Here is a 20,637-nt window from a genome sequence, read left to right as displayed (position 1 = left end):
TTGTTGAAGGGCTTGTCCTTGTTATACCCTGCCGCCTGCTATAAGCCATGCTCCGCGCTGCAAAGCTTGACCTTGTCGTTCCATTCGCAGTCCCGGCACTTCACACTTGGATCCATCCAGTATCCATTTTCTTAATTTTATAAATGATTTCAGAGAGATTCAACGGTTATAGGTCGGAAACAGCCCCTCTGCGGGCATCTATATTTGTTTGCATGCTTGTTTGCAAATCGTTTGCACAAATTCTTTGTATAAATTTATTGAAATATCAATATATTATTTTAAATTGTTCCGGATTTACAGTTGATATGGTTTTATGTAATAATTTCGGTAGGATATTTGGCGGAGAGGGTGGGATTCGAACCCACGGTCCCGCGCAAACGGGACACCGGTTTTCGAGACCGACGCCTTCAGCCACTCGGCCACCTCTCCGCGAACTGCTGTGCATAACGGCTTTGACAGGAAAAGCCGCTGGAATGATTAATGCGGAAAACTATCCGGATTTGCTTATTTTGTCAAATGGAAAGTTGGCGGGGTTTTGGCAAACCGGCTCAGGGCCCGAACATGGTTTGGAGTTCCGGGGAATAATGATCCGCGTCGTTTCGGATAAAAAGCGGCGGATCAATTTTCAGGCCCGGATATTTGCCCTTGATGCCCACTGCCAGAACACGCTTGGCCTCAATTCCGGGCCTGGGATGGATCATGCGCAGGCGCTTGGGTTCAATGCCCGCAGCGCGCATGGCGGAAACCAGATCCACCAGGCGTTCACAAGGGTATATCACCGTAAACAGGCCTGCAGGGGCCAGCATCCGGGCGGCGGCGGCAGTGACGTCAGCCAGGGCGACCGCGATTTCGTGCCTGGCCATGGCGCGCTGGGAATCCGGGTTGATGCGGCCTGAATGCCTTGCAAAATGGGGTGGATTGCAGACAACCGCATCCATCGTGCCGCCGGTGTCTTCAGGAACAACGGCTTTCATGTCCTTATGCAGGATGTGGATTTGGTTCTCCATGTGATTCTCTGATGCATTTAATCGGGCGATGCCGGCCAGCTCCGCCTGGATTTCAACGCCGAACACCTCCCCGATGCCGGGATTCCTGTAGCCCAGGATCAAGGGGATGACCCCGCACCCGCAGCCCAGGTCCAGGACACGGTCGTCTGCCTGTACTGCCGCCAGGTTGCCCAGGATCACCGCGTCAATGGAAAACCGGTATCCGTCGGGCGGCTGTTTTACCGAGATGGATCCGTTGAAAAATGTGTCAGATGTGAGATCAGCGGGCTGGTTCATGAGTCGGCCGAAGATGACACAGTGCCGATTTTATAATGGATCCGGCGGATGCGGCCTTCCCCCATGACCCGGTTGATCTGTTCGATGACCCCGGGAGTAAGAAAGCGCATCTGCTGGGTGACAGTAGAGCTGGCCACATGCACCAGCAAAACATCGTTTTTCAGGGCGGCCGGGCGGCTGTTTTCCGCGAGGACGGGATCGAGTATGCTTTGCCAGATCTGCTGAATCCGGGACAAATCCGAATGCGATTCCCGGCGGAGCTGTCCGACCAGTGCGGAGAGCACATCGCTGATATGGCTGAATTGCTCATTTCGGTATCTGGGCCGGCTCATGGTGTTTGTCTGTACCTCATATGGGCGCCCTGGCGGAACGCGGGCTGCATTTTTTTTGACTTACTGTATGATTTTGCCTGTATCACGGTTAAATTCGGATTGCAACGCAATCCATACCTTGACAGATCCCGGATCATTGACCATATTATTTTGAGTAAATGCTTTTTATTTTTTTCATGGGGTATCGCAATCACGAGGGTCACAGGAAACCAGAAAAAGGAGGAAACCAATCATGGCAAAAATGACAGAGCGGATGCAGGAATTGTTTAACAAGGTGCCTACCGCTGTACTGGCAACCGCTACCGCAGACGGCGCTCCCAATGCCGTACCCGTAGGGGCCAAAAAAATCATTGATGATGAAACCATTTTGATCTCTGACCAGTTTTTCAACAAGACCCTGGCCAATCTCAAGGCCAATCCAAAGGTGGCTGTGTCTTTCTGGGAAGGTCATGAGGGCTACCAGATCAAGGGATCGGCGACCATTGAAACCTCCGGCCAGCGCTTCGAAGAAACCGCCAAATGGATCGAGGAACTGGGCAACAAGGTGGGTTCGCCGCTGAAATCCAAGGGCGCGGTGATCATCCAAATTGATGAGATTTACGCCCTGGCCCCGGGTCCGGGTGCGGGCAAGAAACTGGCGTAAATTTTCCCGGAGTAAATTTTTCTGCAAAAAGATCAATTGCGCCCCCTGCGGCAAGTTCGGCAGGAGGCGCAATTTTGTTTGGAACAGAAAAGGGATCGGGATCTGTTTCCGTCTTGTTCTGTTGAATTCAGCAAACAGCTTTGAAAGTCATTTTTTGTCTCAGATGCGGGATATTATTTTTTCTTGCCGGCCTTGGCTTCTTCTTCCGCCCGCAGGTTTTTGCGCAGGACCTTGCCCACGGCGGACTTGGGGATGCTGTCACGAAATTCTACCATTCTGGGCCGCTTGTAGGCCGCAAGCTTGTCTTTGCAGAATTCCATGATTTCCTCTTCAGTTGCCGTCTCTCCGGATTTCAGGCTGATAAATGCTTTGATGGTCTCGCCGCGGTATTCGTCGGGTACGCCCACGGCCGCCGCCTCGGCCACTTTGGGATGCCGGTAGAGCACCTCGTCGATTTCCCTTGGATAAATGTTGTAGCCGCTGGCAATGATCATGTCTTTTGTCCGGTCCACAAGGAAGATATAGCCGTCTTCATCCTGGATGGCCACATCGCCTGTATACAGCCAGCCGTCTTTCAGCTGGTTGGCGGTTTCCTCCGGGTTGTTCCAGTAGCCGGACATGACCTGGGGGCCTTTGATCAGCAGTTCTCCCCGTTCACTCGGCCTGACCTCGGTGACCCCGTCGGCGGGATCCACGAGTTTGATATCATTGTCCGGGATGGGAATGCCGATGCTGCCGGGTTTTTTCAGTCCAAGGTTGGGATTGGCAACGCCCATTGCGCTGGTCTCGCTCATGCCCCAGCCTTCGCTGAAAGAAATGTTTAAATCCCTGGCCCGCTCAATGAGGCTGACCGGGCAGGGGGCGCCGCCGCTGTTTAACAGGCTGAATTTCCTGTCCAGTTCCATGGACTCGGCTTTGGGGTGATTTAAAATCGCGCCGATCATGGTGGGGACGGCAGGGAAAAACTGGATTCTGGGAATGTTTTCGAGCATTCCCATGATTTCCTCGATATCAAAGCGCGGCACAAGGATCATGGTGGCGCAGGCAAACATGGCCCAGTTTAACACCACAATATCGCCGTATACGTGGAAAAACGGAAGCAAGGCCAGTACATTGCGCTTTTCCACCGGGGTGTTGTCATTCAGGTGGGCACCCCACAGATTGGCGCACATGGTTGCGGCCAGAATGTTTCGATGGGTAAGCACCGCGCCCTTGGGAAGCCCCGTGGTGCCGCCGGTGAACTGGATCAGCGCCGGATCCTGAGGGGTGACCGATATCCGCGGCGGCACGGTATTGGTGCAGCTGTCAAGCAGTTGGGAAAAGTGATACCAGCCTTGTTCCAGTTCCAGTTCCCGGGGTGTGCTCACCCCAAAACCGTCAATATAATCGGTGACGCGGGTGACAATAATGTTGTCTATTTCCACGGACTGACAAAGGGCCCGGATATTGGGCAGCACCATGTCAAAGGTGAACAGGGTTTTCAGGCCGGTATTTTCCGAAAGCCCCTTGAGTTCTTCCGCCGTATACATGGGATTGAGGTTGACAACGATTGCGCCAAGAGACATGGCCCCATAATAAGCAATGATGTACTGGGGACAGTTTGGCAGATGGACGCCGACCCGGTCGCCCTTTTTGACCCCAAGCCCGGCAAGGGCATTGGCCATGCGCACAATCTGCTTTCGCAGTTCGCTAAAGGTGATTTCCGAGCCGTAGAGGTTTGTGGCTGGCTTGTCGGGAACGATGCTTGCGGCAAGATGGACCAGTTCATGAACCGGAATCTGGGGATACCGGACCGAGGTCGGAACGTTGTAGTCATAATTTTTGTGCCAGAACTTTGTTTCCATTGCGCTTCCATTGCCTCCTGTTTTTGTCCATGTTGATTCGGGGTTAAACGCTGTCCAGGCCGTTTTAACCAATGGCGGCATCCGATTTTATGTACGTATATTTCGTATAATATTTTAAAAAGAAAATCAACTCCGAATACCGTTTGGTTATTTCGAACACTTTGAAGGGCATCCAAAAGAGCTTTGCGGATTGCCTTGCATTTTTACACCCCATGTTTACTTTAAAATTATTATCCGTTGTGTCTGCTGTATTTTCTGCTTTAAGCAGGGCGGACATTGTCTGAAGGCATGGTCCGGTATTGGCCGGGCTTATCGGATTATTTTTTTCTGGAGGTGGATATATCCATGGCGGGCAAAAAAATGGATGATCATGACATTGAAGATTTCAACCATGAAGATAAAGATATGAATACTGACAATACTTCCGAAACATCGGATGAAGAAGGTCCGGGCATGGCCGAAATGATGGCCATGTACGAGGAGAGTTTCAGGCCGGTGGAAAGCGGCCAGGTTGTGGAAGGCGAGGTCGTTGGTCTGGAGCGCGACAAGGTTCTGCTGGATATCGGCTACAAGTATGAGGGCGAGGTTGCGGCCAGGGAATTTGCCGATGCAGACGGCAAAGTCCACTTGCAGGTGGGCGACCGGGTGGAAGTGTATTTTGCCGGCAAGGATGAAGACGGATATCCCATCCTGTCCCGGGAGGAAGTGCGCACTGAAAAGCTCCTTGAGCAACTGGGCGCAATTTTTGAAGCAGACGGAACCGTGAAGGGACGCATTATATCCCGGGTCAAAGGCGGATTTTTTGTGGATATCGGCATTCGGGCTTTTCTGCCGGCATCTCAGCTTGACATCAAGCCGGCCAAAAATCCGGATGAATGGATCGGTACGGACCACGAGTTTAAGATCCTTCAGTTTGACAAGTCGGAGAGAAATGTTGTGATTTCCCGGAGGGTACTGGTGGAGGCCCAGCGCCGCAAAGATCAGGAAGAGGCCATACAGCGACTCCATATCGGCGACGTGGTGGCGGGAACCATCACCAATATCACCGATTACGGTTTGTTTGTGGATCTCGGCGGCATCACCGGGCTTGTCCACGTAAGCAATTTGTCCTGGACCCCTGTTCGCCAGCATCCGTCAAAGCTATATGAAACAGGCGACGCCATTACGGTGAAAGTGCTGGATGTGGATGCCGAGGGCCGAAAAGTTTCGCTCGGGGTCAAGCAGCTGAGCCCCAATCCATGGGATACCCTGGAGCAGAATTATCCCATTGGCACGGTGATAGAAGGCAGGATTAAAAAAGTTACGGATTTTGGCTTGTTTGTAGGGATCGTGGAAGGCATCAACGGCCTGGTCCATGCCTCGGATATTTCATGGACCCAGCCGGTCAAGCCGGCCGAGCATTTTCGCAAGGGTCAGACCGTGCAGGCCAAGATCCTCGGCATTGACCGGGCTAATCAGCGCGTCAACCTCGGGATCAAGCAGCTGACCCCGGATCCGTGGCAGGAGCTTCCCCAAAAATACGCACCCGGCACACACGTGAGCGGAAAAGTTGTCAATATCGCCGAATTCGGACTTTTTGTGGAAATCGAGGAAGGCATCCAGGGTCTTGTCCATCTCTCGGAGCTGCCCCACGGTCAGGGGGAAAATCCCCTGGAGAGCTTCCGGGCGGGTCAGGATGTGGAGGCCAGAGTCATTGAAGTGTTGCCGTCGGATCGCAAAATCCGGCTGACATTGCGGGATGAAAAAAAATCGCATGCGGGCAGGGAGGGTAAAAAAAACACCCAGACCGGCACAGAGTCTTCCGAAACAGATCTGGGCCGCCTTCTCAAGCAGCGTTTCGAGGATCAGGCCCATACGGATCCGGATCCGGATTCCAAATAAGCAAAAAAAAAAGCCGGGACCATTGCCGGTCCCGGCTTGAAAAATCAAATTTTCGGGCTATTGATTTATGTGAAGCTGCTTAGATGCGCTTTACATTAATCGCCTGAGGCCCTTTGGGGGAGTCCTGTACTTCCAGGGTTACGCGATCCAGTTCATTCAGAGTGCGGAAACCGGTACCGTCGATATTTGAATAATGCACAAATACATCGCCGTGTTCGTCGGTTTCAATAAAGCCATAGCCTTTTTTTTCGTTAAACCACTTTACTCGACCTTCCATTAAACTAGCCACCTCCTTTCATGATTTATCCGTACAAACTTTCAGGCGCTGCTTCGGAAGGCTTTGCTTAAACGAAATCGCGTACCCCGAATTGCTGGACCCAACTTTGTACCATATTCGAATACAAATCGAATATGTTATGTTAAATTAAATGCCAAAAACGCGTTTGTCAATAAAAACATTATATAGCACCATAAAAAGTCAAATATTTGCGTTACGCGCGATTCCTCAGAATTTCACGTACGGATAAGTACGCTGCATTCTTCGGCAAGCGCGCAAGCCTTGATCTTGAATTTTTTGCGGCGCCATCTAAAAATCCGGAAACTTTAGCGCTTTTAAGCATGCGGCAAAAAGTTGTCTGCAGTGTTCGGTCCCGGGCGCAGGGCTTTTTTCCTGACAAATATCGGACGCGGTAAACAGCTTTTTACAGGCTTATCAACATTTGAGCGGGGCAATTTTTCCTTTTTATGTGTCGCGGGCTCCCCGGAGCTGACCGCAGGCCGCGTCAATGTCTGACCCCTTGCTCCAGCGGATAATGGCGGTGTAGTTGTTTTTTATGAGAACGGACTGAAAGGCCTCTATGGCCGCATTTTCCGGGCGCTGAAACGTTGTGCCCGGATGCGGGTTAAAAGGGATGAGATTGACTTTGGCCCGAACGGGCCGGAGCAGTTTTGCAAGCTGCTTTGCGTGTTTTTCCGAGTCATTGATGCCTTTTATCAGGATATATTCAAACGTGATTTTGTCCCGCGGGGGCAGGGGGTATCGGGTGCAGGCCGCAATGAGCCGTTCTATAGGAATCTTTTTGTTAATCGGCATCAGCCGGTCCCGGGTGGTATTGTCTGCCGCGTTCAAAGACACGGCCAGCCGCACCCGGGTATCTCCGGCAAGGTCATCAAACCGCTCTGCCAGGCCGGCCGTGGACAGGGTCACCCGCCGGGTGGAAAATTTCAGGCCCCAATTGCCGTCGGTGATGACGCCCAGGGCCGCAATAACATTGTCATAATTGGCCAGGGGCTCTCCCATGCCCATGAGCACGAGGTTGGACAGACGCATACCCCCCCGGGCCGCGGCTTCGTCCTGGCATGAAATAACCTGGCCGATAATCTCGGACCGGCTCAGGTTTCGGATCAAACCGGTTTTTCCGGTCATGCAAAAGGCGCAACCCATGGCGCATCCCACCTGGGTGGAAATGCAGAGGGTGTAATGGTCTTTTTCCGGAATCAGCACAGATTCCACGCAATGGCCGTCATCCAGGCCAAACAGGAATTTGCATGTGCCGTCTTCGGCAACCTGCACCTCGCGCACCTCGGGGCGGGATATGGTGAAATGATCCGCCAGAAGGCCCCGGGCCTCTTTTGCCAGGTTGGTCATCTCCTCAAAACTATGCACCCGCCGGGCATAAAGCCACTGCAGGGCCTGGTCCGCCCGAAAGCTGCGCATGCCGTGGCCGGCAAAAAATGCAATCAGCTCGTTTCGGGAGATATTGCGGATATCGGGTTTTTTATCGGGTTTTCGGGGTTGAATCATAACGGGTTCGGATGTATTATGAATTAAAAGAAATCCGGTTTTTCCGGGCATTGGAAAACATATTATTATACTTGACATTCCAGGATGTAAATATTAATTTCAACGGATTCATTTTTGCGGCGATACGAGAATCAGCTCTATGTTTGACAATTTAAGCGACAAGCTCAATTCGGTTTTTAAAAAACTCAAAGGTCACGGCAAGCTCTCGGAGAAAAACATTGACGAGGGCCTGCGGGAAGTGCGCATGGCTTTGCTGGAGGCGGATGCGCATTACCGGGTGGTCAAGCAGTTGATCGCAGATATCCGGGCGCGGGCCATCGGCCAGGAAGTGCTTGAAAGTCTGACTCCGGCCCAGCAGGTCATCAAGATCGTCAATGAAGAATTGACCGCCCTGATGGGATCGGAAAAAGAGGCGCTCAATCTTTCCGGGGCCATGCCCCAGGCCGTGATGCTCGTCGGGCTCCAGGGCTCGGGCAAGACCACCACGGCCGGAAAGCTTGCGGTTCACCTGCGCAAAAACGGCAAAAAACCGTATCTGGTGCCTTTGGACGTCTATCGCCCGGCGGCCATTGATCAGCTCAAAAAGCTCGGCGAACAGCTGTCAGTGCCGGTATTTGACTCCAGCCCGGAAATGGATCCGGTGGAAATCGCGCAGAAAGCCCGGCAAAAGGCGCCGTCTGAAGGCTGTGATACGCTGGTCCTGGACACCGCGGGCCGGCTGCACGTGGATTCGGAATTGATGAACGAGCTTTCCCGGATCCAGAAAGCCATCGAGCCCTCGGATGTCCTGCTGATTGCCGATGCCATGACCGGCCAGGATGCGGTCAACATGGCCGAGTCATTTGACCAGGCCCTGGATCTCGGCGGCATTGTGCTCACCAAGATGGACGGCGACGCCAGGGGCGGGGCGGCCTTGTCCATTAAGGCGGTTACCGGCAAGCCGGTGAAGTTTATCGGTGTCGGGGAGAAAACCAATGCATTGGAAGAGTTTCACCCTGACCGGATGGCATCGCGGATTCTGGGCATGGGCGATATGCTCTCTTTTATTGAAAAGGCCCAGGATGCGGTGGATGAGAAAAAAGCCGCTGACCTGGAAAAGAAACTCCGGAAAAACCAGTTCACCCTGGAAGATTTCCGGGACCAGATGACCCAGGTCAGAAAGATGGGCTCGCTCAATGACCTGATCAAGATGATCCCGGGTGCAAACAAGAGCAAGCAGTTAAACAAGTTAGACGTTGACGAACGGGAACTGGTGCGCATCGAGGCGATCATCAACTCCATGACACCGGCCGAGCGGCGCAACCACAATATTGTCAACGGAAGCAGAAGAAAACGGATTGCCAAGGGAAGCGGGACGAAGGTTCAGGATGTCAACAAGCTCCTGAAAAATTACTCCCAGGTGCTCAAGATGATGAAGAAATTCAACAAGGGCGGCATGCGGGCAATGACCCGGAACATGATGCCGTTTTAACAAGGAAGGCAGAAAAATGTCAGTAAAAATCAGATTGTCCAGGCATGGTGCGAAAAAGAAACCGTTTTACCGCATTGTCGTGGCAGACGGCCGTTATCCCAGAGATGGCCGGTTTCTGGAAACTGTGGGCACCTACAACCCCATGGTGGATCCCCACGAAGTAACGCTGAACAACGACAGAATTGCCCATTGGATGGATAACGGTGCCATCCCCACCGACACCGTCAACAGCCTTTTAAAGCAAAAGGGTTTTTATGAAGTAGTAAAATCAGCATAAAAGATAGCTTGTCCGCGAATCCCAACATTCCAGCAGCCATTCTATGAAGGAGAGGGGCCAAATGAAAGAGCTGATCACGTACATCGCAAAGGCGCTTGTGGACAATCCTGATGAAGTGACCGTGACCGAGGTGGAAGGCGGCCAGACAGCGGTCCTCGAGCTCAAAGTGGCCAAGGAGGATCTGGGAAAAGTGATCGGAAAGCAGGGGCGGACTGCCCGGGCCATGCGGACAATATTGAATGCCGCTTCGGCAAAGGTCAAGAAGCGTACTGTTCTTGAGATTATCGAGGAATAATCAAAGCCGTCTGCACATGGACCCGGACAAGCTTCTTTTGATCGGAAAAATTACCCGACCTCACGGTATTCGCGGGGAGGTCCGGGTTTCTGCATATGTGGACCAGCAACTCCATCTGCAGCCCGGCTCCCGGGTAATTGTTGACGCCCCGGATCGGCAGCCTGTTGAATACCGCATAGAGACGGCCCGTTCCCATAAAAACGGCCTGCTCATTGGATTTACAGAGGTTGGCGATCGAAGCAGCGCAGAGGCCGTTTCCGGCGCATCCCTTTTTATGCCCCGATCCGCCCTGCCGCCTGCAGAGCCGGATACATGGTACTGGTGTGATCTGATCGGACTGGCGGTTTACGAAACCAACGGCGGATTTCTGGGCCGGGTGGAATCCATGATTGAAACCGGCAGCAATGATGTTTTCGTGGTCAGGCAAGGGGAAAACGAGCGGCTGATTCCGGCCATTGAACAAGTAGTGCGGGAAATTGACCTGGAACACGGCAAAATGATCGTGGATCTTCCCGAGGGGCTTTAACCGGGAAGCGCAAAATCCGTGGTGCCGAAGATAGTGATGGAAAGGATTGCGGGAAAGATGAGGTTTTGCGTATTGACGATCTTTCCCGAAATGTTTGATGCATTTGCCGGCCACGGGATCATGCGCAGGGCAGTGGAAAGCGGTAAAATCCGCCTGGAACCCGTCAATATCCGTGATTTTGCAGAAGGACGGCACAGGGTAACAGACGACCGGCCCTATGGCGGTGGTTCAGGCATGGTCATGAAGCCCGAACCCCTGGCTGCCGCCATTGAAACAGCCAAAACCGAATTGCCCGAGGCGCCGGTGGTTTTGCTCACCCCCCAGGGGCGGCGCTTTGATCAGGACACGGCCCGGCAGTATGCGGCCTGCAAAGAGATGATTTTTATCTGCGGCCGGTATGAAGGACTGGATGAACGGATTTGCGAGGGATATGTCGATGACGAGATCTCCATTGGCGATTATGTATTAACAGGCGGGGAACTGCCGGCAATGGTGGTCATGGATGCGGTGATCCGGCATATCCCCGGCGTGCTGGGAGCAGCGGATGCCGCAGAGTGCGATTCCTTCTCGGCCGGCCGTCTGGAGCACGCCCATTACACCAGGCCCGGGGTTTTTGAGCAAAAGCAGGTGCCCGGGGTTTTGCTTTCGGGCAATCACCGGGCCATAGAGGACTGGCGCAGGGAATCGGCGCTGCTGCGAACGATTTTAAGGCGTCCGGATTTACTGGAGCAGACAGGGCTGACAGAGCCGGAAAAAAAGATTGTTCAAAAATGGTGCCGCAGACTTGAAACCCTTGCATGGGATTAAGCTTTACCTGGCCCTGCTGCATCATCCGGTCAGGAGCAAGGACGGCAGCACCATTGCCTCGGCGATTACCAGCATTGATCTCCATGACATCGCCAGGGCCGCCCGAACATACGGGGTGAGCGGATTTTACGTGGTCACCCCCCTGGCGGATCAGCAGGCTTTTGCCCAAAAGATTATCGGCCACTGGACAGACGGCGCTGGTGCCGTGTACAACCCGGATCGCAGCCGGGCCCTGGCTTTGATCCGGATCCGGGAAAGTTTAAACCAGGTGACAACAGAGATCGGCCGGCAGGAGGATCTACCCGTAAGGGTGGTGGCCACCAGTGCAGCAGACAGCCCGAACCAGACCGGATATCCGGAACTCAGCCAGGCCCTGGCAAAACAAGATGCCGTCTGGGTCCTGGCCCTGGGTACGGCCTGGGGGCTGACGGCTGAATTCATGGATGAGGCGGATTTCCGGCTGGCGCCGATTTCAACCGGATCGGGGTATAATCATCTTTCGGTGCGTTCGGCAGCCGCCATAATGCTTGACCGGCTTCTGGGCCGCGAATTTTGATGGCGCCGTAAAAAGTTCAATATCTGCGTTATGCGCGATTTCTCAGAATTTCACGTACGGCTAAGTACGCTGCATTCTTCGAAATCGCGCAAGCCTTGATCTTGAACTTTTTACGGCGCCATCTGAAAACCGACTTTTTACGAGTGTGTTAAATATCAGAATTTAACCGTTTCAGGTCCCGGCCTTTTTTGGGCTGGCCTGATAAACCCTATTTGTGAGGCGATTATGGACGCGATCAAACAGATTGAAAGAGAACAGCTCAGAATGGATATCACCGGGTTTGAGCCCGGGGATACGGTAAAGGTGCACGTGCGGATCCGGGAAGGGGAAAAAGAGCGGATCCAGGTCTTCCAGGGCGTGGTCATTGCCATGAAAAAGGGTACGACCAACGCGAGTTTCACGGTACGAAAAGTGTCTTACGGCATTGGCGTGGAACGCATTTTTCCCTTGCATTCCCCGGCCCTTGAGCGGGTGGAAGTGGTGGAAAAAGGACGGGTGCGCCGATCCAAGATTTATTACCTGCGGGGGCTGAAGGAAAAGGCGGCACGAATGAAGCTGCGCCGCAAGTAAATACTTCCAGGAAACTGTCCATGGCCGAATCCATCCGGCAATTCGAGCACCAGGCGCAACGTCAGGGATATTGTCGTATTGCCGGAATCGACGAGGTGGGCCGCGGCCCCCTGGCCGGCCCGGTGGTTGCGGCAGCGGTGATGCTTTCAGACGATTTTGCGGTTACCGGCATTACCGATTCCAAGCGGCTTTCTCCCAGGGTCCGGCTGCGGCTTCACGACGAGATTTACGCAAATGCAAGGGCCGTTGGCATCGGCATTGTGGACCCTGTTGAAATCGACCGGATCAACATTTTGCAGGCCTCGCTTCAGGCCATGTCCATGGCCGTGGACAATCTCCGGCCTGAACCGGATTGCCTGCTGATCGACGGCCAGTGGCCCATTGGCGCAGAAATTTACCAGCAGACCATTGTCAAGGGGGACCTGCGCAGCATTTCCGTTTCCGCGGCCTCGATTGTGGCCAAGGTCACCCGTGACCGGATCATGGAAAGATACAGCGAAGATTATCCGGAGTATGGGTTTTCCGGCCACAAGGGCTATCCCACCCGGGCCCATGCCCTGGCACTGGAAGAGCACGGGTGGTGCCCCATTCACCGCCGCAGCTTTAAAGGGGTGAGCTGTCACAATCACCGGTATTTCCGTCCCAATCCAAAAAAAACCGCCTGCTTTACCGGTTTTTCAGGAAACGCCTGCGATGACAACTGAATCTCAAAAGTTCGGGCGTCTGGGCGAATCCCTGGCCATTGCCCATTTGAAAAAAAACGGGTATCAGATTCTGGACCGAAACTACCGCAACTGCTTTGGCGAAATCGACGTGATTGCCCGTCAGGGTGAGACCATCGTATTTGTGGAGGTAAAGTCCCGATCCTCGGATCGCTTCGGGCCTTCCAAGGCGGCTGTGGACCGGATAAAGCAGCAGAAGATTTCCAGGGTGGCCCTGGGCTATCTCAAGCAAAAGCGCCAGGCCGGCCAAAAGGCGCGTTTTGACGTGGTGTGTGTGGATGCCGGGCAAAAACACTGCCAGGTTGAAATCATTGTCAATGCCTTTGCCCTGGCCTATGGATAGGTCTTCATGAATCCAACCCGGCCAAACCCGGCAGGCGGCATACTTTACGTGGTGGCCACACCCATCGGCAACATGGGCGATATCACTTACCGGGCTGTGGATGTGCTGCAAAATGCGGATTTGATCGCCGCCGAAGACACCCGTAACACCGCAAGGCTGCTTGCCCGTTACGCCGTTGAAACCCCCCTGATTTCCTGTCACGAACACAACGAATCCCAAAGAATTCCGCTTTTGCTGCAAAAACTGGAATCCGGCCGCCAGCTTGCCCTGGTATCGGATGCCGGCACACCCATGGTTTCGGATCCCGGCTACCGGCTTGTGGCCGCGGCCCTGGAGGCGGGCATCAAAGTGGTGCCCATTCCCGGGGCGTGTGCCGCAGTTGCCGCCCTGTCCGTATCCGGGTTGGCCGTGGACAGCTTCTGCTTTGCCGGGTTTGTTCCCAAAAAGAAAAAGCAGCGACAGGAACTGCTCACTCGTCTGGCCGGTGCCCGGCAGACTCTGATTTTCTATGAATCTCCGAGGCGGGTGGAGGCGCTTTTGCAGGATTTGTTCGATTATCTGGGAAACCGCCCGGCAGTGGTGGCACGGGAGATCACCAAGCGCTACGAGGAGTTTTTACGCGGCAGCCTTTCCGAATTGCGCGATGAGATCAACCAGCGCGAATCCATCAAGGGCGAGATCACCGTGCTGGTTTCCGGTTTTACTGAGGACAGCCGGGATACCGGGCAAGTGGACCGGGAGATCCAATATGAAATTGAAACCGTCCTGGCCGCGCAAACGGTTTCTCCCTCACAGCTTGCAGCAGAGCTTGCCCGCAAATACCGCCTGCCAAAAGGCCGGGTTTATAAAATGATCGTGGAGATTCAAAAGAACCGATAGGTTGCTGTTGCGCTGCCGGCCCGCAATTTTTACGGCACCATCTGAAATCAGACTTTTTACGGTACCATCAATTTTGAAAGTGGTTTGAAATGCACTTGAGAATGAATATTTTGATTTTTATTGGGTTCACGGTTCAACAGAAACCCTGATAAAAGGAGAGGCCGGGATATGAAAAAAAGTTTTACCACGGTGGGCTGCGGAAGGGTTGGAGGCGCCATGGCCCGGTATCTCGCAACAGCAGGCTACCAGCCTGCTGGATTTGCCAGTCGCAGCCTTTCTTCAGCAAAACGGGCTTCCGAAGCCGCCGGATCCAGTGCGCCGGCTTCGGTTCAGCCCTGGGATGTCACACCCGGGGCGGATATCGTCCTGATCACGACTCCTGATGGCGCCATACGGGAAACAGCGGTAAAAATCGCAGAATACAAGGGCGTTGGCAAGGACACAGTGGTGCTTCACTGCAGCGGGGCCCTGCCGTCGACGGAACTGGCCGCGCTTGCCGACTGCGGTGCAAAAATCGGCAGCATGCATCCGCTCCAAAGCTTTGCTGATGAAAACATCGAGCAAAACCCCTTTGCCGGGATCATGATGGCTGTTGAGGGCCAGGAACAGGCTGTTGCCGCAGCCCGGCAGATTGCCGAAAGCCTTGGCGCTGCCCCGTTTGAAATCCGGACCGACTGCAAACGCCTTTATCACGCATCTGCTGTGGCCGCTTCCAATTACCTGGTCACCCTTATGAATCTTTCCCTGCAGCTGATCATGGTTTCCGGGGTGGCCCCTGCGGATTCCTGGAAAGTGTTAAAACCCCTTGTGACCGGGACTTTGGGCAACATTGAAAAAAACGGCATTCCCAGGGCGCTGACCGGACCCATTGCCCGTGGCGATATGGAAACCGTGGAAGGGCATCTGGCCGAAATCGGACAAAAAGCCCCCACACGGCTGGAGCTTTACCGGCTGTTGGGCCGTCACACCATTGAAATCGCCCAGGCCGGCGGGGGGTTATCAGAGCAGGCCGCAGAACGGTTAAAAGAAATCCTTGCCCCCACCGGCAGCACTGACTGAGCCGCAGGCGGTCGCATCTTTTGTATGGGCCGCCTATATCCGGTAAGGGATCAGGGCCCGGTCCCCCAGCTGCCGGTTTGCCTCCTCGATAAGATCCTGGCTCGAGATCACCGCCACTGCAGCATTGGTCCCGGACGTGCTGAAATACTTGTCTGCGGCATTTCTGACCTGCTCCAGGTCCACTTCGAGCACCCCCTGCTTGAACTTTCTGCGCAACTCATCTGACAGGCCGATGAGCCTTCGGTAAAAAGCTTTAAACGCTGCCGGGCCCGGGGGGTCGGGCCGGTCCAGATCGGCACAGACCTGCAGCACAGCCTCCTCGATGTTTTCCCGGTCATAGTCGCCTGAGGTGATAAATTCCAGGGCTGCGTCATAGACCTCCAGGGTCCGGACAATGTGGGGATCCCGGTAGGAGCCGAAGTAAAACTGCCCGTTTTCCATTTGGTAGAGGCTAAAGCCGCCGTAGGCCCCCCCTTTTTCACGAATCTCCCGGTGCAGGAACATGGATTTGAGCAGTTTGCTGATCACCGCCAGCACCGGCGCATCCGGGTGATCCATGGGACGGGTTTCAATCACCTTGGCCACAAAGGACACGGCCGTGGCCGTGGCCCAGCCCTCCCGGGGAATTTCCGGATCTGCGGTAAAATCCGGGGGCTCAAAACCGCATCCGGCTGCCGTCGGCATTTTTTGGCAGATGTCTTTTGCCAGGGGGAGTGCGGTTTCAAGGTCTGCGGGCTCACCGATTAAGGCCGTGCGCATGTTGTTTTCATGAAAAACCGTCCCGGCCATCCGCTCCAGGTTGGCGGCCAGGGTTTTTAACTTCTCCGGGTTCAGATCGGCTGTGAGGTTTTTGATGGTTTTGATCTGATGGATCCCGTGCCAGGTTTCATTTAAGGCACTGGCTGTGGAAAAATTTCTTGCGGCAAGGGACATGGCCAGCCGGTGGCCGTTATGCACCACGCTGGATTCCATTTCCGCGCGAACTTCCAGAAGCAGATCCCGGAGCCGGTCGGTGTCAGAAAAGGCGTATCGGCTCACCAGGTCCCGGATCAGGTCAAACATGCTGGAAATGTTTCTTGACAGGCATTTGCCTGAAAAATGGAGCACAGGCAGGCAGACTGCACTGCTTTGGGAAAACATGCGAGAGGCGCTCACGGAAAAACCCAGCCCGCCGGTGTATTGGTCAATTCTGCGCGCAAGCTCCACATAGTCGTAGTCCGCTGTGCCGGTCTGGGTCATGGCGTGGCAGAAAAGCGGCAGAAGGTCAATCAAATCCGGCTCCAGGTTCTGGATGCCGAATACGGACTTGCAGTACAGTATCCCGGAACTGGGCTGTTCATAGAGTTCCACCGGAGGGTTCTCAACCACCCCGGAGGGATGCACGACCCGGATATCCGGGGCAATATCGGTTTTGGAAAGCATGGGCAGACATGACAGATCCTCCAGGCTTTCCTGGAGCTGCACCAGCTTTTGCGCATCCTGTTGGATCTTTTCGCGGTCGTCTTCTGTGAGGTCTTTTTCAATGGCTGCCAGACGTTGTTCTTCCCGGGCCCGTCTTTTTTCATAAAGCTCCGGGTCAGGTTCCAGGGTCATGTGCACCCGGTGTGGGTTGTTGATAAAATATTTCCGGATCCGGTTTTCCAGAAGATCCGTGGTTTCCAGTTCCTGGAAAAACCGCCTGACCAGGCTGTCAAACTGGAGCGCCACATCCGGCTGTCCCTGGTGGAGCCAGTCGCCGCAGAAGCGAAGAAGCAGTTTGAGACCGTAGGGAAACGGTGTGTTGGTGACCTCTTTTCGGTGAAATTCGATCTGGTGGATGGCCGATTCCACCAGCCGCCGCTCGACTCCGTTTTCAGCCAGATCAGAGAACACCTCAAAGATGATTTTTTCGATTTTCTCTGCATCTTCAGCATTGACATCCTTGAGTCCGCAGGCAAACAGGGTGTCCTTGTTGTCGGCATCCAGGCCGCTGCCGTCGCTCAATGTCGAACCCAGCTGGGAATCCATGAGCGCCTTTCGCAGGGGAGCGCCCGGATTTCCAAGCAGCACCTGTTCGAGCACCGAGAGCACCAGCACCTCGTAAGCCTCCCGGATGTCTGCGGTCAGCCAGGCCACGCATGCCTGGGCCTTTTTTTCCGTGGTTTCCTCCGGGTCCATTGGGTAGTAATACACGGCGGTTTTCGGATCGGTCCACCGGGGCTGGGACGGCACCCCGGTTGCCGGATCAATGGGAGAGAACTGACAAAGCACGGTGTCTTCGATAAATTCCAGGTGCCGGGCCAGGGGTAGATTGCCGTAGGTGTAGAAATAGGCGTTGCTCGGATGATAATGCCGCGCGTGAAACGCCTTTAACTGCTCATGGGTCAGCTGGGGGATCTGTTCCGGATCACCGCCGGAATTGTTACTGTAAGTGGTATCCGGGTACAGGGCGTTTAACAGGGACCGGCCCATTACCTGGTCGGGAGAGGACATGGCCCCTTTCATCTCGTTGAAAACCACTCCCTTGTAAACCAGGTGCTGCCGGCCGTCTGCCGGATCGGTTTCAAATTCAAGCCGGTGGCCTTCCTGCTTGAAGCTCAGTTCGTCAATTCGTGGAAAAAAGGCGGCATCCAGATAAACGGACATGAGATTGTAGAAGTCTTTTTCATTCTGGGTGGCAAAGGGGTACATGGTCCAGTCGGAAGCGGTCAGCGCGTTCATGAAGGTGCTTAAGCTTCGCTTCATCATGGAGAAAAACGGATCGCGCACCGGATAATTGCGTGAGCCGCAAAGCACAGTGTGCTCCAGGATGTGGGCCACGCCAGTGGAATCGGCGGGCACAGTTTTAAAAACCACGGAAAAGGCGTTTTCCGGGTCTTCCCGGCTGATATGAATGTGGGCCGCACCCGTGGGCAGATGCTTGAGCTCGTAGTAAAATCCGTTGATCTCGGGCAGTTCCATCACCTTTTCAATGCGAAAGCCACCCTTTTGATCTCCGGGCTTCAGATCCGGGTTTCGGGGATCTTCTGTAAGTTCCATGGATATGTTTCTCCGGTTGATTTTAATAACACTGAATCACTTCAAACTTTAACACTGCCTCTAAAAAAGACTTTTTACAGGCTTATCAATTGTTCAGGCACGAAAAAAACCGATAGCATATCTGCGGCGCCGGCGTAAAGATACTGTGTGCAGATATTCTATCGGTTAAGGGGATAGTGGCACCGTAAAAAGTCTGATATCTGCGTTGCGCGCGATTTCTCAGAATTTCACGTAGGGATAAGTCCCCTCCATTCTTCGAAATTGCGCAAGCCTTGATCTTGAACTTTTTACGGCGCCATCTGGAATCTGCCTTTTTACGGGTGCATCAAGGGGATGCCGGGAGGAAACGGACCGGATCCGGGCAACCAGCCGGTTATGTGGCCACATAAATTCCGCGGCGTTTGCGCTTGATTTTGCCCTGCTTGCCCAGCCGGTAAATGATGTTTCTGAGCTTTTTTTCGTCAAAATCCGTTCTGGACTTGATATCGGTCAGACGGGCGCCGTCCGGCATATCGCTGATGACATTTAGCACCTGGTCGGATGCGGTCTTGCCGCTGCTGCGGCGGGTCTTGGGGCTTTGGGGGCCGGCGAGTTTGCGAATGGTTTTTTCAAGTTCTTCGATTTTTGCGGTCAGCCGGTTGATCTCGGTTTTTGTGGCGATGTTGTATTGCCTGAGAAAGAATTTGATCATGGCATCAAAACTGGGATTGCGTTTTTTTTGTGTCATTGATCGCTCCTTGTTTTTCTTCAATTGCGATTTGTTTGAAACAATTTTGATTATTTGACTTTCTTCTGCATAGACAATTCAGTTATATAAGTCAAGTGTTTAAACAGGTTATCGGCAAATGACTTATTTTTTTCACCGATTCCTGAAAAACGCTGCTTTCCGGGTCAGTCTTTCCGGATTACCGAATAAGTGGCCATGGCCCTGGCCACAAGGTTTTCTGCCCCGTCGGTGACGGTTACCTCTCCCAGGGCGGTGTTGCGCCCGTTGTGGAGAATCACGGCTTCCGCATAAATGCATCCCGAGGAAAAGGGCCTGATGTAATTGATTTTCATTTCAATGGTGCTGATGGATGCATTTTTTCGGGCAATGCCGGTCAGGGCGGTTCCCACAGCGGCATCGGCAAGTGAAAAAATCGCACCCCCGTGGGCGATCCCGCCTGCATTGCCCAGTTTTTCGGAAAACGGCAGCCTGAGCCGGGCCCATCCTTTTTTCAGGTCCGTCAGTTCCATCCCCAGCAGATTCCAGTAAGGCACCTGTTTTTGAAGCCGTTCAAACACGGCCTGCCGAAATTCCGGATCCAGTTCTTCAAACCGGGCCATGGATGGTTTCCCTTTTCTTTTGGGTTGAAAAACAAGGCACGTCAGATACCGAAGATGATTGCGCCACTGAACATTTACTGATATATTCAAGAAAAACTTTATGTTTTTATTGTCAGGGCGGGCGCTTCAGGTCAACGGTTTTTATCAGAAAATGATTTCAGGGAACTTTACACTTTCGGATTTTCGGGGAAATCAGTATGCAGGGCTTTTTTAATTCTTTGAGGCTGCCGTGCCCGGCGTGTACCCATTCCACGCTGCGGCTGACCGGTACCTGAGACCAGATTTTTTTCCGCTGCAGGGGCTGCGGCGTAAAAATTGCCCTACAGGACATTGTTGAATCCATTGACGAGGAGGTCGAGCGGATTCTGGCCAATATGCCTTGTGACCGGTTTTAGGCGGATCGCAGGATAAAGCAGGGAGAGTTTTGTGGCAAGGGGGTATTTCCGGATACTGGTATTTGCCTGTACACTTATGGTGGGGGTGCAGTTTCCGGCGATGATGGATCAGTATCGGAAACGGGTGGATGCCCATTTCCGCGAAATCAGCATAAACCTCAGCGGGTTTCAGCAGACAGCAGACCGGTATTTTGATGGCAGCCTCCAAGCCTTGATTTCCCATTACAAAAAAAGCCCGGACCCGGTTTTTGCCCGGGATGCCCAAAGCGTGGAACAGCTTTACCGGCGCTGCCAAATGCTATCGGCCCAGCAAGCGGCCATGTCCGGGCCGTGGTACCGGGCGGGTTTTCACCTGTTGTTTTTTCACAATGATGAGATTTTGGCCGAAACATTTGATCAGTATTCCTACACCGTCCCGTTGAGCCCTCGTGCCATTGCATGGGGACTGGGCGCGGCATTTTTTGTTTCCCTGCTGCTTGAACTCATTGTGCTCGGGGTCTTTAGAGGATTTTGGCTTGCGGTAAAACCAAGGCGGTCCGGATCTCTCTGCATTTGAAGGTTTCCGATGGATTGATGGTTTCGTAAAAAGTAAGTTTTCAGATGGCG

General features: G+C 53.6%; 23 protein-coding genes and 1 tRNA gene. 15 read left to right on the top strand and 9 right to left on the bottom strand.

The genetic code is table 11. The annotated features are described in order from the left end of the window. Positions 1-337 precede the first annotated feature (337 nt). From HNR65_RS08695 to HNR65_RS08685, 3 genes are all read right to left on the bottom strand, one after another. A tRNA-Ser gene (locus tag HNR65_RS08695) sits at positions 338-429 on the bottom strand. A 119-nt stretch (positions 430-548) separates the two neighbouring features. Further along, positions 549-1,283, bottom strand: coding sequence for a tRNA1(Val) (adenine(37)-N6)-methyltransferase (locus HNR65_RS08690; protein ID WP_181551103.1), 735 nt, complete (start codon positions 1,281-1,283; stop codon positions 549-551). After that, positions 1,280-1,615: a DciA family protein gene (locus HNR65_RS08685; RefSeq protein ID WP_181551102.1), complete on the bottom strand. Its 336-nt coding sequence runs from the start codon at positions 1,613-1,615 to the stop codon at positions 1,280-1,282. Before HNR65_RS08685 ends, HNR65_RS08690 begins: the two co-directional genes overlap by 4 nt. Positions 1,616-1,847: 232 nt before the next feature. Between HNR65_RS08685 and HNR65_RS08680 the strand changes: the two genes are divergently transcribed. Continuing rightward, on the top strand, positions 1,848-2,258 hold the full coding sequence (locus tag HNR65_RS08680) for a pyridoxamine 5'-phosphate oxidase family protein (protein WP_181551101.1): 411 nt from the start codon (positions 1,848-1,850) through the stop codon (positions 2,256-2,258). Between the two features lie 173 nt (positions 2,259-2,431). Here the strand turns inward: HNR65_RS08680 and HNR65_RS08675 are convergent, their stop codons facing one another. Further along, complete coding sequence (locus tag HNR65_RS08675; RefSeq protein ID WP_181551100.1) at positions 2,432-4,102, bottom strand: long-chain-fatty-acid--CoA ligase; 1,671 nt, start codon at positions 4,100-4,102, stop codon at positions 2,432-2,434. A 345-nt stretch (positions 4,103-4,447) separates the two neighbouring features. Between HNR65_RS08675 and HNR65_RS08670 the strand changes: the two genes are divergently transcribed. After that, the gene (locus tag HNR65_RS08670) at positions 4,448-5,983 is read left to right on the top strand and encodes a S1 RNA-binding domain-containing protein (RefSeq protein WP_181551099.1); all 1,536 of its coding nucleotides are present in this window, start codon (positions 4,448-4,450) and stop codon (positions 5,981-5,983) included. A 79-nt stretch (positions 5,984-6,062) separates the two neighbouring features. Here the strand turns inward: HNR65_RS08670 and HNR65_RS08665 are convergent, their stop codons facing one another. Both HNR65_RS08665 and rlmN read right to left on the bottom strand, forming a co-directional pair. After that, positions 6,063-6,260 carry a cold-shock protein gene (locus HNR65_RS08665; protein WP_181551098.1) on the bottom strand — a complete coding sequence of 66 codons (198 nt, stop codon included), beginning with the start codon at positions 6,258-6,260 and terminating at the stop codon, positions 6,063-6,065. A 465-nt stretch (positions 6,261-6,725) separates the two neighbouring features. Beyond that, the gene (gene rlmN / locus HNR65_RS08660) at positions 6,726-7,787 is read right to left on the bottom strand and encodes a dual-specificity RNA methyltransferase RlmN (RefSeq protein ID WP_181551097.1); all 1,062 of its coding nucleotides are present in this window, start codon (positions 7,785-7,787) and stop codon (positions 6,726-6,728) included. 139 nt (positions 7,788-7,926) lie between these two features. Between rlmN and ffh the strand changes: the two genes are divergently transcribed. The 11 genes from ffh to HNR65_RS08605 all read left to right on the top strand — a co-directional run bounded on the left by ffh (position 7,927) and on the right by HNR65_RS08605 (position 15,292). Further along, entirely contained in the window at positions 7,927-9,258 is a 1,332-nt protein-coding gene (gene ffh, locus HNR65_RS08655; protein WP_181551096.1) for a signal recognition particle protein, read from the top strand. Between the two features lie 16 nt (positions 9,259-9,274). Continuing rightward, a complete protein-coding gene (gene rpsP / locus HNR65_RS08650; protein ID WP_181551095.1) occupies positions 9,275-9,535 on the top strand; it encodes a 30S ribosomal protein S16 in 261 nt (86 codons plus the stop codon). A 61-nt stretch (positions 9,536-9,596) separates the two neighbouring features. Then, positions 9,597-9,830 carry a KH domain-containing protein gene (locus HNR65_RS08645; RefSeq protein WP_181551094.1) on the top strand — a complete coding sequence of 78 codons (234 nt, stop codon included), beginning with the start codon at positions 9,597-9,599 and terminating at the stop codon, positions 9,828-9,830. A gap of 16 nt (positions 9,831-9,846) precedes the next feature. Beyond that, positions 9,847-10,356 (top strand): ribosome maturation factor RimM, encoded by a 510-nt coding sequence (rimM, locus tag HNR65_RS08640; RefSeq protein WP_181551093.1) that lies wholly within the window; start codon positions 9,847-9,849, stop codon positions 10,354-10,356. 36 nt (positions 10,357-10,392) lie between these two features. Beyond that, on the top strand, positions 10,393-11,163 hold the full coding sequence (trmD, locus tag HNR65_RS08635; RefSeq protein WP_332309021.1) for a tRNA (guanosine(37)-N1)-methyltransferase TrmD: 771 nt from the start codon (positions 10,393-10,395) through the stop codon (positions 11,161-11,163). Beyond that, positions 11,141-11,719, top strand: coding sequence for an RNA methyltransferase (locus HNR65_RS08630; protein WP_232364716.1), 579 nt, complete (start codon positions 11,141-11,143; stop codon positions 11,717-11,719). Before trmD ends, HNR65_RS08630 begins: the two co-directional genes overlap by 23 nt. A 225-nt stretch (positions 11,720-11,944) precedes the next feature. Next, entirely contained in the window at positions 11,945-12,289 is a 345-nt protein-coding gene (rplS, locus tag HNR65_RS08625; protein WP_181551092.1) for a 50S ribosomal protein L19, read from the top strand. Positions 12,290-12,309: 20 nt separating this feature from the next. Beyond that, positions 12,310-12,993: a ribonuclease HII gene (rnhB, locus tag HNR65_RS08620; protein WP_181551091.1), complete on the top strand. Its 684-nt coding sequence runs from the start codon at positions 12,310-12,312 to the stop codon at positions 12,991-12,993. Beyond that, positions 12,983-13,354, top strand: coding sequence for a YraN family protein (locus HNR65_RS08615; RefSeq protein ID WP_181551090.1), 372 nt, complete (start codon positions 12,983-12,985; stop codon positions 13,352-13,354). Before rnhB ends, HNR65_RS08615 begins: the two co-directional genes overlap by 11 nt. 6 nt (positions 13,355-13,360) lie before the next feature. Further along, a complete protein-coding gene (gene rsmI / locus HNR65_RS08610) occupies positions 13,361-14,233 on the top strand; it encodes a 16S rRNA (cytidine(1402)-2'-O)-methyltransferase (RefSeq protein WP_181551089.1) in 873 nt (290 codons plus the stop codon). Positions 14,234-14,401: 168 nt separating this feature from the next. Continuing rightward, positions 14,402-15,292, top strand: a complete 891-nt coding sequence (locus HNR65_RS08605) for a Rossmann-like and DUF2520 domain-containing protein (protein WP_181551088.1) — start codon at positions 14,402-14,404, stop codon at positions 15,290-15,292. Between the two features lie 33 nt (positions 15,293-15,325). On the opposite strand, the gene HNR65_RS08600 is transcribed toward HNR65_RS08605, so the two are convergent. The 3 genes from HNR65_RS08600 to HNR65_RS08590 all read right to left on the bottom strand — a co-directional run bounded on the left by HNR65_RS08600 (position 15,326) and on the right by HNR65_RS08590 (position 19,636). Then, complete coding sequence (locus tag HNR65_RS08600; protein ID WP_181551087.1) at positions 15,326-18,310, bottom strand: insulinase family protein; 2,985 nt, start codon at positions 18,308-18,310, stop codon at positions 15,326-15,328. A 373-nt stretch (positions 18,311-18,683) separates the two neighbouring features. Continuing rightward, positions 18,684-19,037: a hypothetical protein gene (locus HNR65_RS08595; protein WP_181551086.1), complete on the bottom strand. Its 354-nt coding sequence runs from the start codon at positions 19,035-19,037 to the stop codon at positions 18,684-18,686. 164 nt (positions 19,038-19,201) lie between these two features. After that, entirely contained in the window at positions 19,202-19,636 is a 435-nt protein-coding gene (locus HNR65_RS08590; RefSeq protein WP_181551085.1) for a PaaI family thioesterase, read from the bottom strand. Positions 19,637-19,917: 281 nt separating this feature from the next. On the opposite strand from HNR65_RS08590, the gene HNR65_RS18250 reads away from it, so the two are divergent. Then, on the top strand, positions 19,918-20,031 hold the full coding sequence (locus HNR65_RS18250; RefSeq protein ID WP_353740029.1) for a dual CXXC motif small (seleno)protein: 114 nt from the start codon (positions 19,918-19,920) through the stop codon (positions 20,029-20,031). A gap of 31 nt (positions 20,032-20,062) precedes the next feature. After that, a complete protein-coding gene (locus HNR65_RS08585; protein ID WP_181551084.1) occupies positions 20,063-20,587 on the top strand; it encodes a DUF2937 family protein in 525 nt (174 codons plus the stop codon). The last annotated feature ends 50 nt before the right edge of the window (positions 20,588-20,637 follow it).

It is taken from the genome of Desulfosalsimonas propionicica (genome assembly GCF_013761005.1).
Taxonomy (GTDB): domain Bacteria; phylum Desulfobacterota; class Desulfobacteria; order Desulfobacterales; family Desulfosalsimonadaceae; genus Desulfosalsimonas; species Desulfosalsimonas propionicica.
The sequence above is the reverse complement of the archived record's forward strand: the minus strand, read 5'-3'. Positions and strand labels throughout refer to the sequence as shown.